At 65.2% G+C, this 12,605-nt stretch carries 17 protein-coding genes and 1 pseudogene; 10 read left to right on the top strand and 8 right to left on the bottom strand.

Going from position 1 to position 12,605, the window contains the following annotated elements; all coding sequences use genetic code 11:
- Window positions 1-4: 4 nt before the first annotated feature.
- The 5 genes from PQ455_RS04545 to PQ455_RS04525 form a co-directional block, all read right to left on the bottom strand.
- Window positions 5-751 carry an HvfC/BufC N-terminal domain-containing protein gene (locus tag PQ455_RS04545; protein WP_273689569.1) on the bottom strand — a complete coding sequence of 249 codons (747 nt, stop codon included), beginning with the start codon at window positions 749-751 and terminating at the stop codon, window positions 5-7.
- Window positions 748-1,578, bottom strand: a complete 831-nt coding sequence (gene bufB, locus PQ455_RS04540; protein ID WP_273689568.1) for an MNIO family bufferin maturase — start codon at window positions 1,576-1,578, stop codon at window positions 748-750. Before bufB ends, PQ455_RS04545 begins: the two co-directional genes overlap by 4 nt.
- Window positions 1,579-1,677: 99 nt before the next feature.
- Complete coding sequence (bufA2, locus tag PQ455_RS04535; RefSeq protein WP_273689567.1) at window positions 1,678-1,935, bottom strand: BufA2 family periplasmic bufferin-type metallophore; 258 nt, start codon at window positions 1,933-1,935, stop codon at window positions 1,678-1,680.
- 83 nt (window positions 1,936-2,018) lie between these two features.
- A complete protein-coding gene (locus PQ455_RS04530) occupies window positions 2,019-2,660 on the bottom strand; it encodes a DUF1109 domain-containing protein (protein ID WP_273689565.1) in 642 nt (213 codons plus the stop codon).
- Complete coding sequence (locus tag PQ455_RS04525) at window positions 2,657-3,157, bottom strand: sigma-70 family RNA polymerase sigma factor (protein ID WP_420542829.1); 501 nt, start codon at window positions 3,155-3,157, stop codon at window positions 2,657-2,659. The genes PQ455_RS04530 and PQ455_RS04525 overlap by 4 nt, the downstream gene beginning before the upstream one ends.
- A gap of 254 nt (window positions 3,158-3,411) precedes the next feature.
- Here PQ455_RS04525 and PQ455_RS04520 point away from each other — a divergent pair, with 254 nt between their 5' ends.
- The 9 genes and pseudogenes from PQ455_RS04520 to PQ455_RS04475 all read left to right on the top strand — a co-directional run bounded on the left by PQ455_RS04520 (window position 3,412) and on the right by PQ455_RS04475 (window position 9,254).
- Window positions 3,412-3,690, top strand: a complete 279-nt coding sequence (locus tag PQ455_RS04520) for a BufA1 family periplasmic bufferin-type metallophore (protein WP_273689562.1) — start codon at window positions 3,412-3,414, stop codon at window positions 3,688-3,690.
- 59 nt (window positions 3,691-3,749) lie between these two features.
- Window positions 3,750-4,205 carry a DoxX family protein gene (locus tag PQ455_RS04515; RefSeq protein WP_273689561.1) on the top strand — a complete coding sequence of 152 codons (456 nt, stop codon included), beginning with the start codon at window positions 3,750-3,752 and terminating at the stop codon, window positions 4,203-4,205.
- Window positions 4,206-4,382: 177 nt separating this feature from the next.
- Window positions 4,383-4,865, top strand: a complete 483-nt coding sequence (locus PQ455_RS04510; protein WP_273689559.1) for a 3-oxoacyl-ACP synthase — start codon at window positions 4,383-4,385, stop codon at window positions 4,863-4,865.
- A 92-nt stretch (window positions 4,866-4,957) separates the two neighbouring features.
- Complete coding sequence (locus PQ455_RS04505; RefSeq protein ID WP_273689558.1) at window positions 4,958-5,908, top strand: 3-oxoacyl-ACP synthase III family protein; 951 nt, start codon at window positions 4,958-4,960, stop codon at window positions 5,906-5,908.
- A complete protein-coding gene (locus PQ455_RS04500; protein WP_273689557.1) occupies window positions 5,901-6,473 on the top strand; it encodes an ATP-binding cassette domain-containing protein in 573 nt (190 codons plus the stop codon). Before PQ455_RS04505 ends, PQ455_RS04500 begins: the two co-directional genes overlap by 8 nt.
- A pseudogene (locus PQ455_RS21050) lies at window positions 6,464-6,765 on the top strand (DDE-type integrase/transposase/recombinase); the annotation flags it as partial. The gene PQ455_RS04500 and the pseudogene PQ455_RS21050, both read left to right, overlap by 10 nt.
- A 6-nt stretch (window positions 6,766-6,771) precedes the next feature.
- Complete coding sequence (locus PQ455_RS04485) at window positions 6,772-6,897, top strand: hypothetical protein (RefSeq protein WP_273691480.1); 126 nt, start codon at window positions 6,772-6,774, stop codon at window positions 6,895-6,897.
- A 91-nt stretch (window positions 6,898-6,988) separates the two neighbouring features.
- Entirely contained in the window at window positions 6,989-8,167 is a 1,179-nt protein-coding gene (locus PQ455_RS04480; protein WP_273689553.1) for a dihydrolipoamide acetyltransferase family protein, read from the top strand.
- Window positions 8,168-8,309: 142 nt separating this feature from the next.
- On the top strand, window positions 8,310-9,254 hold the full coding sequence (locus tag PQ455_RS04475; RefSeq protein WP_273689552.1) for a shikimate kinase: 945 nt from the start codon (window positions 8,310-8,312) through the stop codon (window positions 9,252-9,254).
- Here the strand turns inward: PQ455_RS04475 and PQ455_RS04470 are convergent.
- Entirely contained in the window at window positions 9,245-10,141 is an 897-nt protein-coding gene (locus PQ455_RS04470) for a fumarylacetoacetate hydrolase family protein (protein WP_273689550.1), read from the bottom strand. The genes PQ455_RS04475 and PQ455_RS04470 overlap by 10 nt on opposite strands.
- Before the next feature lie 94 nt (window positions 10,142-10,235).
- On the opposite strand from PQ455_RS04470, the gene PQ455_RS04465 reads away from it, so the two are divergent.
- Window positions 10,236-10,967 (top strand): GntR family transcriptional regulator, encoded by a 732-nt coding sequence (locus tag PQ455_RS04465; RefSeq protein WP_273689548.1) that lies wholly within the window; start codon window positions 10,236-10,238, stop codon window positions 10,965-10,967.
- Window positions 10,968-10,990: 23 nt separating this feature from the next.
- Here PQ455_RS04465 and PQ455_RS04460 read toward each other — a convergent pair whose 3' ends face one another.
- Both PQ455_RS04460 and PQ455_RS04455 read right to left on the bottom strand, forming a co-directional pair.
- A complete protein-coding gene (locus PQ455_RS04460; RefSeq protein WP_273689546.1) occupies window positions 10,991-11,749 on the bottom strand; it encodes a class II aldolase/adducin family protein in 759 nt (252 codons plus the stop codon).
- Between the two features lie 10 nt (window positions 11,750-11,759).
- Complete coding sequence (locus tag PQ455_RS04455; RefSeq protein WP_273689544.1) at window positions 11,760-12,605, bottom strand: SDR family NAD(P)-dependent oxidoreductase; 846 nt, start codon at window positions 12,603-12,605, stop codon at window positions 11,760-11,762.

Below are 12,605 nucleotides of genomic sequence, written 5' to 3'. Positions count from 1 at the left end.
CCCATCATTGCGTCGCGACGATCAGCCCGTCGGCGACCCATCGTCCTAGCAATGCGCCAGCACGGGCGATGCCCTCGGTCTCGCCCCGGGAGGCCACCATCACGTCGCACAATTCCGCGAACGACAGGCCGTCACGTGCCGACAAAAGCGCCTGGCGCTCGTAGTGATCGATCGCGCGGAACTGCGCGGACAGCCCTTGTCGCCATACCAGGATGGCACCGGTCTGCGGAAGTGCCTCGACCGCGGGGGGCACTTCTCCCTCGGCAAGCGCCGACCAGATCGCCGTCGCGTTGGTGGTGAGATCGGCAAGATCGAGCGTCGGGGTCAAGCGCAGGATCGCCGTGTCCCAATCGACGCCTGGCAGCTCCTCCGTCGTCAGCGCGACCGCATCGGGGCCGACAAAAGCCTCGCCGAGCGCAAGATCGATCCAGGCAAGTTCCGCGACCTCGGCATCGTCCGGATAGAGCATCGCCAGCGTTGCCGGGAAATCGCGCGGATAGGCGTCAAGTGTCCAGTTGTTCGGCGGCACGCGGGCGATATGCGTGATGACCGCTTCGTGAAATGCGCCGCCGCCGATCCAATCGCGCGTGCGTGCGAAAGTCTCCTCAAGGCAGGCGACAAGCTGCGCGCGGTAATTGTTCTGGTAGACCCCGAGACCCGGTACGGCCGACACGCCGAGGCGCCGGGCCGCACCCGCGTCCTCATCGACGAGCCACGCCCTGAAATCGCGCTGGAGGGCAAGGAGGCTCACGCCGCGCGCGCCAGCATCTTGCCGCCGATCTGGCGTGCGGTACCAAGTTCGCTCAACAGATCAGCAAGCGGCGGAATGTCGTCGTCGCGCTCGATCATCGTCGCGACCGCACCGAGGCGTGGGATCACGTGCGCGTACAGATCCCAAACCGACGTCGGCACCGGCTTGTCGTGCGTGTCGATCAGCAATTCTTTGCCCTGGCTGTGCCCGGCGAGATGGATCTGGCGGACACGATCGTGCGGGACACCGTCCAGATAGGCGATCGGATCAAAGCCGTGATTGGTCGCGCTGACGAATACATTGTTGACGTCGAGCAACAGACCACAATCGGTCCGCCCGCAAACCCGATCGAGGAATTGCCATTCTGTCATGTCGGCTGGTGCAAAGTCGATGTAGCTGGACGGGTTCTCGATCAGCATGGTTCGACCGAGCGCATCCTGCGCGCGATCGACGTTCGCGCATACGAGGTCGAGCGCTTCCTCAGTATAAGGCAGCGGCAGCAGGTCGTGCGAATTGAAGCCCTCGATCCGCGACCAGCTGAGATGATCAGAGACGAACAGTGGTTCGATCTCGTCAACCAGCGCGCGCAGTCGCGTCAGATAGGCGCCGTCGAGACCGTCGGCCGAGCCGATGGACATCGATACGCCGTGCAGCGCGACCGGGTGGCGCGCGCGGACGCCGCGCAGGATCTGGCGCGGACGGCCGCCGGGTACCATGAAATTCTCGGAGATCACCTCGACGAAATCGACATCGACGTAGCCATCGAGGAAATCGGCATAGTGCGGTTTGCGCAGGCCGAGGCCGTAACCGGCAAAGGGAATGGTCATGCACGCAATCTCTCGGCGAAAAGTCGGCCCGGACGTCTTTGGACGCCCGGGTCGTGAGTTAGATCGACGAAGCTCGTCGATCAGTACGATGCTGGCCGATCACTTCGGCGAGGTGCTGCCGTGCTGCGCCGTGCAGGCCTTCGCCGAGATTTCCTTGAAGCCTTGGCCCTTGCAGTCGTTCTGGCCCTTGCATTCGTGCGTACCCGACTTGCAGTCCGACGTGCCCTTGCACGAGTTGATGCCGTAGCAATGAATCTTGGCGGCGCCTTTGGCGAACGCAGCGGTCGGGGCGGCGGCTGCAATAGCGACCACGGCGGCGGCGGCGGCGAAACTCACGCTGTTACGAAGAATGGTCATGATGGTTCTCCAGAAAGACGTACGGCCAGATTGGCTCTATTCCTTCGCTGTCGATGGGACGGTGGTTACACCCGCCGGAAAAATTACCACCGCAACAGGCGCGGGCCGAGCAGCGCACCGAGCGTGGTCGCGAGCAGTATGCCGAGCGAGTACCAGGTCAGCACGAAGATCGCCGAGACCTCCGGACAGTGGACGCAGTAGACGGTCGCGGCGAACGCCCCGGCCGCCAGTCCCGCCGCAGCACCGGCCGCACGCAGCCGCGTCGGCGCGAGCTTGCGGAACGACCACAACAGTCCAACGAATATCGGCATCGCCAGCGCCAGCACCCGCCACGGACACACCATCCAGCTCGCGCCAAGCCACATGGCGAGCCAGTCGGCACGTGGCGTCCGCACCAGTTCCCACACACCGACGCTCGCCAATAGCAGCACGGGGATTGCCACCAGCCACACCCAGCGCATCCTGTCGCTGTCAGGCCGCGCCAGCTGCGAAGTCACCACGACGGCGGCGAACGACAGCGAGATCGTGTACGCCCATTTCATCCAGAACGCGAAACCGTGCACGGCGATCTGCAGATCGGGCCGAACGCCCATCATCGTGACAACATAGAAGAGCGACACGAGCATACCCATCACGACGCCGATCGTAAGGCGTCGCCCGATGGCGTGCCGGGGCACGGGCGGGACATCGGCCGCGAGGCGGCTGATTAGGTCGTCGGTATTCATCGACGCCCTCCCTGGATGCGCGTAATCAGCGATTTCAAGCCGCGATGTACGGAGACTTTCACGTCAGATTCACTGATGCCGTCGCGCTCGGCGGCTTCGACGGTGCTGAGACCGTCGATGCGCGTCGCTCGGATCATGCGCGCCTGTTTGGGCGGCAGGATTTCCAACAACTGATCCACGTCCATTTGCGCGAGGCATGACTCCTCGAAGCCTTCGGCAACGAGAATCCCCTCAAGGCTCTCAATGGGCACGAGCCTACGTCCACGCCGGAAATGGTCGACCATCTTGTAACGTGCGATTGAGAACAACCATGCCGTAAAGGGGCGGTCGCGATCGTAGGTGCCGCGGCGAGTGTGCACCGCGATCAATGTTTCCTGAACAAGATCGTCGATCTCTCCATCGCCCATGCGTCGTCGGTAAAAGCCCTGCAGCAGCGGGACGAGCGCGCGCAGCAGCGCGGCATGGTCGCCGGCATCGCCGTCGAGCCCGCTGATCATCAAAGCCCGCAATGTGTCCTCGCTCGCTCGCATTCGCGCTCCCGCGAGGCATTCGGCTCACAAGAAACAATGGTTACAGTATCCGCAGAAGAATGCCCGAAAAATGTCACCCGGCGACGTATGTAACCAACCCGGCGGGGTGCCCGAATAGCTGGTGTGATCCGGCTTCCCGCCTCCTGGCCGGATCGCCGCGCGGCCCGATCGACTCTGTGTCGGGCCGCGCGCCAGGAGGCTGACATCCGAGGAGCCTATCTATGCGTCCGACTCATGCTTCGCTCGCCGCGATTCTTGCTATTGCCGTCGCCAGCGCCGCCATCGCGACCTCTGCTTCCGCCCAGACAAAGCCCGGTATGGAGAAATGCTACGGCGTCGCGCTCGCCGGCAAGAACGACTGCAAGGCAGGCGCGGGCACGAGTTGCGCGGGCACGTCTAAAGTCAATTATCAGGGCAATGCCTGGAAGCTGGTCAAGGCCGGTTCGTGCGTGACGACCAAGACCCCGAAGGGCAACGGTTCGCTAACCCCCAAGGCCTGACGCCCTGCCGGGGCGGCAACACGATCGCCGCCCCAAACCCTTCCAAGTGGAGAATTCGGATGAATTCGCTCGTCGCGCGCTATGATTGCGTGATCCGCAGCCTGTGCAGGCGCGTGCCCGATGCGCTGCTGCTTTTGATCGGCCGGCTTGGCATTGCCGCCGTGTTCTTCATGTCGGGCCGCACCAAGGTCGACGGCGTGCTGCACATCACCGATGGCACCTACGAGCTGTTCCGCACCGAATATGCGCTGCCGCTCGTGCCGCCCGAGATCGCGGCGGTGGCGGCGACCTATTCCGAGCATCTGTTTTCCATCCTGCTCGTGCTCGGGCTGGCGACGCGCTTCTCGGCGCTCGCCCTGCTCGGGATGACGCTGACGATCGAGATCTTCGTCTATCCCGATGCGTGGCCGACGCATCTTAGTTGGGCCGCGATATTGCTACCGCTGATCGTGCGCGGCGGCGGCACCTGGTCTCTCGATGCCATGGCGCGGCGGGCGGTCGGCACGGTGCGATAGCGGTGCGACGGCATTGCTTCATCGCCCCCGGGGCGGATCAGCGTCCCTGAAACGGATCATGCCGAAACCCGCTGCGACGATCATGCCGCCGAAGCGCTTGCGCGATTACTTCCCGTACTCGGTTGTGGCGAGGAGGCTGCGGCCGTCGCGTTTGACGATCTTGCGCGTCGGGAAAGCGTGGACGAGGCCAAAGCGCTCAACATGATCGCGGCGGAAGAGCGCCTTCACGATGCTCTGGCCCGTCAACTCCCCGCTACAGGCCCGCCGCCCGGTCTGCTGAAAACTACGCAAAGTTTCCATGCGAGCCTCGGTTCGGGCGGCACGACCTTGCACCTCGCGCGCATCGCCGCGCTCGATGCCGCGGTCTGCACGATCCTCGGCGCCTTGCTGTGCGCGGGCGCACCGCTGTCCACTCATCGCCACGCTGCGCCCGTCCTGCACCGGATCCGGCGTAACGAGGTCCGCCATGTGAGGATCGCGCGCGCGATCGTCGCGCGGCGCGGCGCAGGTGTGTCGGTGCGAGACGCCGCAGCGGCGACGCGTGAGATGCTCGCTCAGATCATCATGCCGCTAAGCGATGCGCTGGAGGTGTTGGCGGTTGACCCAAGAGTGCTGGACCGTCGCCTGCGACGGCTGCCTGAGGGATTGCTGAGGCCGTGAGCCAGCCAAATCAGCCCTGGCTGTCCCATGGTCGCGTTTCAGTGCTTGGCACGGGCGCGGCGTTTTCGGGGCCGCCAGTCCCTACGGACGCGTTGATTGACCATATCGCAACGCATTTCACGCTCTCACGACATCGAGAGGCGGCCGCGATCGGACGGCGGCTGGCGATCGAGACACGCTATCTATGCCGGCCCTTCGAGGTGGCGCACGAAGTGGCGCGCGCGGGCCAATCCAATCCCGATTTTGCCGCTGCGGCAGTCGCCGCCGCCCTACGCGAAGCCGGACTGGCGGTCGGCGATATCGGCTATCTGATCGGCCATACGACGACGCCGCTGCAGCCACTCCCCGGCAACATCGCCTTCGTGGCCGACCGGCTGGGCTATGGCGGGCCGCATCTCGAGTTGCGGCAGGCGTGCACGGGATTCGCCAATGCGCTCATGATCGCTTTCGGACTGCTGGCGATGCCAGGCGCGCAACCGGTGGCGATCGTGGGATCAGAAACGGGTTCGCTCTTTTTCGACCCAAACGATGCCGATCGCTGTCCCGGTCAATGCGTCAATCTCGTACAGATGGGTGACGGAGCCGGCGCGATTGTCCTCGGGCCCGGCGGAGGGCGCGCAAGCATCGAGGCTGCCTGGTTCGGCGCGATCGGGCTGAACCGTGCTACCGGTTTGCAGGCCAGCGCCGAGACGCCGCGCACGTTCGGGCATGATTTCGCGACGATCCTGGCATCGGGAGCGCAGCTATTCGAGGCTGGCAAAGGCGCCGCTGCACAGCATGGGGTAGAACTCGACGGCGTCGACACGATCATTCCGCATCAGGTGAGCGGGCGGATCGGGCGCCAGGCAGCAGCGCATTTCGGCCTCCCGGCGGAGCGCTTCTCCGTCAACGCGGATCGGCTCGGCAATACCGGTTCGGCGGCGATCTGGTTGGCGCTCGCGGAGCTACGACGCGCCGGCCCGGCGCGGGGGAGCCGCACACTCATACTCGGCGCCGAAGCGACCAAGTTCATGCACGGCGGGTTCGTCTATGAGCATGGCTGAACCGCTGATCGACGTGACTGGGCTCGGGAAGAGCTACGGCGGCCTCCGCGTCGTGCAGGGCGTGACGCTAACGCTCGCGCGTGGCGAAATCGTCGGGCTGGTCGGCGCCAACGGCGGTGGCAAGACGACGACGCTGCGGATGTTCGCCGGACTGATCCTGGCAGACGATGGCTGCGGCACGGTTCTCGGCCGGGACATTCGCCGAGGACAAGGCTGCGGCATCGGCTACATGCCGCAGCGCCTGTCGCTCTACCCCGAACTTACCGTGCGCGAGAATTTGCGCTTCCGTGCCGAACTTCATGACATACCCAGGCACCGGATCGACGAACTCGTCGAACGGCTTGGCATCACCACAATGCTCGCGACACGCTTCGATCGCCTGTCCGGCGGCTGGGCGCGGCGCGTGCAATTCGCCGCGACGATGCTGCCGGCGCCCGCTGCTGCTGCTCGACGAGCCGACCGCGGGGCTCGACATCGTCACGCGCAACGATCTGTGGCGCTGGCTGACCGATCTCGCCGCGCGGGTTTCACCATTGGCGGTGGCACCTGGACGAGATGTACGTGAAGCTGAATGGTGAGATGGTCTACCTCTGGCGAGCCGTGGATCACGAGGGTGAGGTGCTCGAGAGCTACATTACAAAGACCCGCGACAAGGATGCGGCTCTCACCTTCATGAAGAAGGCGCTGAAGCGCACGGGTCACCGGAGGCCATCACCACCGATGGTCTGCGCTCCTATCGCGCGGCGATGAACGACCTGGGCAATGCCGAGAAGCAAGAGGTCGGTCGCTGGGCTAACAACCGCGTCGAGAACAGCCACCTCCCCTTTCGACGACGAGAGCGGGCGATACTGAGATTCAGGCGAATGAAGACACTTCAGAAGTTCGCCTCGGTTCACGCCAACGTCCACAACCACTTCAACCTCGAACGCCACCTCGTCGATCGTCAGACCTACAAGGACCGTCGCTCCGCCGCCCTGGCGGAGTGGTAATCCCTCGCAAGCTAGTCCCCTGCCCTCATAGACCGAACACCATCGTGGGGAGAGCGGTTCGCGTTAGACTGACAGCACCATCGAGGCGATCGTGCGGTCGTGGCTGAAGAAGATCGGCGACACGGTCGCGATCAACGACCCGCTGGTCGAACTCGAGACCGACAAGGTCACGCAGGAGGTGCCGTCTCCGGCGGCGGGCGTGCTGACCGAAATCCTGCTCGATACGGACGCCGAGGCGCTTCCGGGCGCCTTGCTGGGTCGGCTCGGCGTCGCGCAGGCGGCCCAGCCGGCGCCCGTGGCGGCGCCGGTCGAAGCGCCCCGCCCGGCGCCCGTGCCCCCGCAGCCGACCGGCGAGCGCAACACCGCTCTGTCGCCGGCCGTCCGCCGCGCGGTCAAGGAAGCGGCGATCGACCCGGCGCGCATCGAGGGCACCGGTCGCAACGGCCGCATCACCCGTGCCGACGTCGATCGCGCCGTCGCGACGCGCGATCAGGCGCCGGCGGAGCCCGTCCCCACGCCTGTCCCCCAGCGGATCGCGGCGCCGCCCTCCCCCGCCCCGGTCTCCGGCGCTGTCCAGTCGATCCCGCACAACCGGATGCGGCTCGCCATCGCCGAGAACATGTTGAACTCGGTGACGGTCGCCCCGCACGTCACCGCCGTGTTCGAGGCCGATTTCTCCGCGATCATGGCGCATCGCCGCAAGCACAAGGCGACGTTCGAGAAGGACGGCATCGGTCTCACCTTCACCGCGTATTTCATCGCCGCCTGTGTCGAGGCGATGCGCGCCGCGCCGGCGATCAACTCCCGCTGGTACGACGACCGGCTCGACATCTTCGGCGACGTCAATATCGGGATCGGCACCGCCCTCGGCGACAAGGGTCTCGTCGTGCCCGTCGTCCACAAGGCGCAGGAACTCTCGCTCCGCGGCATCGCCGCGCGGCTGGGAGAGCTGACCGCCAAGGCCCGGGGCGATCGCCTCCAGCCCGCCGACATGCGCGGCGGCACCTTCACCATCTCCAACCATGGCGTGTCGGGTTCGCTCGTCGCGATCCCGATCATCATCAGCCAGCCGCAATCCGCCATCCTGGGCGTCGGCAAGCTGGAGAAGCGCGTGGTCGTGCGCGAGGTGGGCGGCGTCGATACCATCCAGATCCGGCCGATGGCCTATGTGTCGCTGACGATCGACCACCGCGTCGTCGACGGACACCAGACCAACGCCTGGCTATCCCGCTTCGTCGATGTCATCGACAATTGGCCGCTGGAAAGCTGACAGAGAGAGGCGATCGGTGATCATTCGGCTGCGCCTGAAGTTATAAAGCGCGTGCCCTGTCGGAGGTAAGGCTATGCCTACGTCGAGCCATAGCCGACGAACTCAAACCGGCCGATACCGGGCGGGCATAACATGTACTATAATGCATCATGCCCTCGAGATTCGCATGAAAAAGCCCGATGCACGCCCCACTACCTGCCCCGTCAGCGAGGGCGAGGTGGGCGCGATATTGCGCGCCGCGCGGTTGAAGTCGGGGATGGCCCGCAAGCAGTTGGCCCAGACATCGGGCACCTCGGAACGCTATCTGGCGCTACTCGAGTCCGGGGAGGGCAATCCCACCCTGAGCGTGCTGATCGCGTTGAGCCAGGCACTGGATCTTTCGCTCGCCGAACTGTTGCCACTGGGTGGCGAGCGCGATGCGCCCACCGCCACACTTGTCGGCCTCGTGCGTCATCTTTCCTTCGACCGACAGGGTGCGCTGGAGGCATGGCTCCGCGAGGAGCGGGCGACGACGCCGGCAACGACAAGAGACCGGCGCGTCATTCTCATCGGGCTTCGTGGTGCCGGAAAGTCCAGTCTGGGCAAACGCCTGGCCGATCTGCGCGGCGTTCCTTTCGTGGAAATGACCAGCCTCGTCGAAGACGCCTATGGCGACGATATCGGCCAGTTGATCGAGCGCAACGGCTATGCCGCGCTACACCGCTACGAGCGTGCGGCGTGGCAGGACATATGCCGGACGCATCGCGCTGCCGTCATCGCGGTGCCGGGCGGGATCGTCGCCGATCCCGATCTGTATGACGAGATGCTGACGACAGCCTACAGCGTCTGGCTGAAGGCGTCGGCCGACGATCATATGGCGCGGGTCATCGCGGAGGGTGGCGTGCGTGCCGGTGCCGCCGCTCGCATCGCGAGAGACGATCTGGAGTCGGTGCTCGACGCCCGCTCGCCCGATTACGCGCGGACGCAGCTTCATTTCGATACATCGGGGCTGGCGTTCGACATGAGCCTGACCCGTTTGGCCGAGCAGGTCGATAAGGTGATGGCCGATCCCCGGCCCCAGCCACCACTCCGAAGCGGTCAGGAATAGACGGGTAACGGCGAAACGGTCGGGCTGGTATCGTCCGCGACCCGATTTTCAAGCGTTCCCAGCCGCTCGATCGTCACGCTCACGACATCCCCCACGCGCAGAAAGCGGGGCGGATCGAAGCCTTTGCCGACACCCGCGGGCGTACCGGTGGCAAGAATATCGCCGGGCTCGAGCGTGCAGGCCGCGGAGAGTTCCGCGATTATGTCCTCCACCCGCGCCACCATATCGGCCGTGCTGGCATTCTGTCGGATCTCACCATTGACGCGCGTCTCCAGCGAGAGCGCGTGAGGATCGCCAATTTCATCCGCCGTGACCAGCCACGGACCGATCGGCCCATGCGTGTCGTGGGATTTACCCAGCGTATGGGTCGGCGCCTTCGCCTGCCAGTCCCGCATGGAGACGTCGTTGCAAACCAGATAGCCGGCGATAACCGACCGCGCGTTCGCGGCGGATACGTTGCGGCATCGAACGCCGATGACGATCCCCAACTCGCCTTCATAATCCAGCTGGCTAGTGATCGCCGGGTGCAGGATCGCGCTGTTCGGCCCCACGACGCAGGTCACCTGCTTGTTGAACCAGATCTGCCCGAACTTGTCGGCCTGTGCGGCGGACGCGCTTTCGGCGCGATGCGCCCGATAATTACCGCCCAAAGCGAGATATTTGGATGGGTTCGGGATCGGGGCGAGAAGCGTAACCGACGACGCGTCGATCCGTGGCGCGGCGGGCAGCGCCGCCTTCACTCGCCGCACCAGATCGCTGCCCAAGGCAGCCAGCAAAGCCCGCAAATGCAGCACCCCCGGAAACTTGGGGGCGAGATCGACGATGGCGCCGCCCTCCACCACGCCAAACGATACCCGCCCCTCGTGGCGAAACGTCACCAGTTTCATCGCGATTCACTGTCCCTTCGATACGTGGTTCCAGGAAAAAGGCTCTGCGGCCGGCCACTTGACCCTGTATGCCGCGATGCGCAAAGCATAAGCGATGGGTGCCAGATCGACCGAACGGCAGGAAGAGGAGCGCGGCGATACGGCTTCGCTCACGCCGGTCGCCGATCAGCCGCTGCATGACCGTATCGCCGATCGTCTGCGCGACATGATCGTGTCCGGCGAACTGCCGGCGGGCGATCCGATCTCCGAAAAGGATCTGTGCGTTCACTTCGGTATCTCGCGCACGCCGATCCGCGAGTCGCTCAAGGTCTTGGCCGCCGAAGGTCTTGTCGATCTCCGGCCTCGTCGCGGCCCGATGGTGTCGGAAATCCGCGCCGCCGACGTCGCCGACAAGTTCGATATCGTGCGCATGATCGAAGGCTATTCGGTGGGCTGGATCTGCGATCATGCGCCGGACGCGGCCGTGGCCACGCTGCGCGCGCTGCACGAGCGGCTCCTCGACGCCCAGCGATCGGCCAAACCCGTCGAATATTTCAACGCCAACGAGCGGTTTCATTGCGCCCTGGTCGAAAGCACCGGCAACCAGTCGCTGATCGACATCCATCGCTCCCTCGTCGCGCATCTCCGCCGCGCGCGGTTCCAAGGCATGGATCAGGCCCATGTCGGCGACCATTTTATCGACGAGCATGAAGCCCTGCTGGAACAGTTGATGGCGCGCGACAGGCAGGCTGCCGTCGCGGCGATCGAACTGCATCAGCACAATGTCGAACGCGAGACGCTGACCATGCTGCGTGGCGGCACCCGATTATGGGACGATTATCGCTAGGTGATGGTGCCCGGCGCCGCACGTCAGTCGCGATAACCGGGATCGAGCCGGTCGATGTGGCGGACCCAGGCCGGCCAGTCGGCCCCGCCCCGCCCCGCATCATGCGCAACATACTGACGCGCGACCTTCTCCCGCACCATTTCCGGCACTTCGATCATCGGGGCCCCGGTTGCCTCCAGCATGAGCTGCGTCTCGCACGCGATCAGCAGGTCTCTCGTCCGTTCAAAGCCGTCGCGCGGCGTGTTGCCGACGATCGCCAAGCCATGATTGCGCAGCACGACCGCGATCCCATCGGCGCCGAGCGCCGTTGCGATCCGTGGGCCCTCACCGGCGTCCTCCGTGATGCCCTCGTAATCGTGATAGCCGATGCGGTTGTGAAAGCGCAGGGCGTTCTGCGACAGCATGCGCAAGCCGGATCCATGGGCCGCCATCGCCAGACCCACCGAGCTATGGATATGAACCACGCAATTCACGTCCGGCCGGGCGAGCAGGATCGCCCCGTGCAGCACGAAGCCCGGCCCGTTGACCTGCCAATTCGGATCGAAGGGCTTCGTCATATCGGCGACCGCAAGGTTCGACGCGGTCACCTCTTCGTACAGAAGCTCATGACGTTTCATCAGGAACAAATCCGGATGGCCCGGCACCCTCAGGCTCAGATGATTGTAAACACCGTCGGTCGACGGGAAATGCCGATCGATCAGGCGGTACAGTGCAGCCAGATGGAGGCGTGCGCTTGCCTCATCGACGATGGGCGGCAGCGGCGGGAGTACAGCTGTTGTCATGATATCCACGTCAGGATTGAGGATCGATGCCGGCGACGCGGCCGAAGAAGCGATCGGGGGTGACGCCCGGCGGCATCGGCCGACCGGCGGTCATGCCGCCATCGACAGCGATGATCTGACCGGTCACGAATGTGGACAGGCTGCTCGCCAGAAACAGCGCGGCATGGGCAACGTCCTCGGGCGTACCGGCGCGCCCCAGAGGAAGTTGCGCGGCCAGATTACCGGCCACGACATCGATCCGCGATGCGGCCGCCTCGGGATCGAGGCCCGCCGACAGGCCGTAGAGCGCGGTCGCGATTCCGCCGGGGCAGAGGCAATTGACCCGGATGCGATCCGCCGCCAGCTCGACCGCAGTCGATCGGGTCAGCATCGATACCCCCGCCTTGGCCGCGCCATAGGGCTGGAGCACGGATGAAGCGACGAGCGCCGACGTCGACCCGATATTGACGATCGAGCCGCCCCTGCCCTGCGCGCGCATCACCGGCACGGCATGGCGGATTCCCGAGTAGACGCTGCCTAGCACGAGCGCGATGGTCGCCTCGAACGCCTCTGCCGCCAGATCGGCGATACCCTCGATCGGTCCCGGCCGCGCCGCATTGTTCACGATACAGTCGAGCCCGCCGAAATGATCGACCGCCGCCCGAACCGTCGCCGCGACGTCGCCGTCACGCGACACATCCGCCGCGACCTTCAGGACACGGCCGTCCGCGCCGTCGAAATCGGCGATAGCGTCGATGTCCGCCGTCACCACACAAGCCCCCTGGGCGAGGAACAGCGTCGCTATCCCTCGCCCGATGCCGCGCGCTGCCCCGGTGACGATGGCGGTCTGCCCTTTCAGGAGATCGGTGATCGCCAT

It is taken from the genome of Sphingomonas naphthae (assembly GCF_028607085.1).
Taxonomy (GTDB): domain Bacteria; phylum Pseudomonadota; class Alphaproteobacteria; order Sphingomonadales; family Sphingomonadaceae; genus Sphingomonas_Q; species Sphingomonas_Q naphthae.
Note: the sequence above shows the minus strand (reverse complement) of the source record. Positions and strands in the feature narration are given on the sequence as shown.

Coding starts and splice junctions, on each gene's coding strand:
- PQ455_RS04515 (WP_273689561.1), top strand. CDS start 3,750: ATGAATTCGCTCGTCGCGCGCTATGATTGCGTGATCCGCAGCCTGTGC.
- PQ455_RS04530 (WP_273689565.1), bottom strand. CDS start 2,660: ATGAATACCGACGACCTAATCAGCCGCCTCGCGGCCGATGTCCCGCCC.
- PQ455_RS04485 (WP_273691480.1), top strand. CDS start 6,772: ATGAAGACACTTCAGAAGTTCGCCTCGGTTCACGCCAACGTCCACAAC.
- PQ455_RS04470 (WP_273689550.1), bottom strand. CDS start 10,141: ATGAAACTGGTGACGTTTCGCCACGAGGGGCGGGTATCGTTTGGCGTG.
- bufA2 (WP_273689567.1), bottom strand. CDS start 1,935: ATGACCATTCTTCGTAACAGCGTGAGTTTCGCCGCCGCCGCCGCCGTG.
- PQ455_RS04525 (WP_420542829.1), bottom strand. CDS start 3,157: ATGATCAGCGGGCTCGACGGCGATGCCGGCGACCATGCCGCGCTGCTG.
- PQ455_RS04500 (WP_273689557.1), top strand. CDS start 5,901: ATGGCTGAACCGCTGATCGACGTGACTGGGCTCGGGAAGAGCTACGGC.
- PQ455_RS04465 (WP_273689548.1), top strand. CDS start 10,236: ATGGGTGCCAGATCGACCGAACGGCAGGAAGAGGAGCGCGGCGATACG.
- PQ455_RS04460 (WP_273689546.1), bottom strand. CDS start 11,749: ATGACAACAGCTGTACTCCCGCCGCTGCCGCCCATCGTCGATGAGGCA.
- PQ455_RS04455 (WP_273689544.1), bottom strand. CDS start 12,605: ATGGCGATCACCGATCTCCTGAAAGGGCAGACCGCCATCGTCACCGGG.
- PQ455_RS04520 (WP_273689562.1), top strand. CDS start 3,412: ATGCGTCCGACTCATGCTTCGCTCGCCGCGATTCTTGCTATTGCCGTC.
- PQ455_RS04475 (WP_273689552.1), top strand. CDS start 8,310: ATGCATCATGCCCTCGAGATTCGCATGAAAAAGCCCGATGCACGCCCC.
- bufB (WP_273689568.1), bottom strand. CDS start 1,578: ATGACCATTCCCTTTGCCGGTTACGGCCTCGGCCTGCGCAAACCGCAC.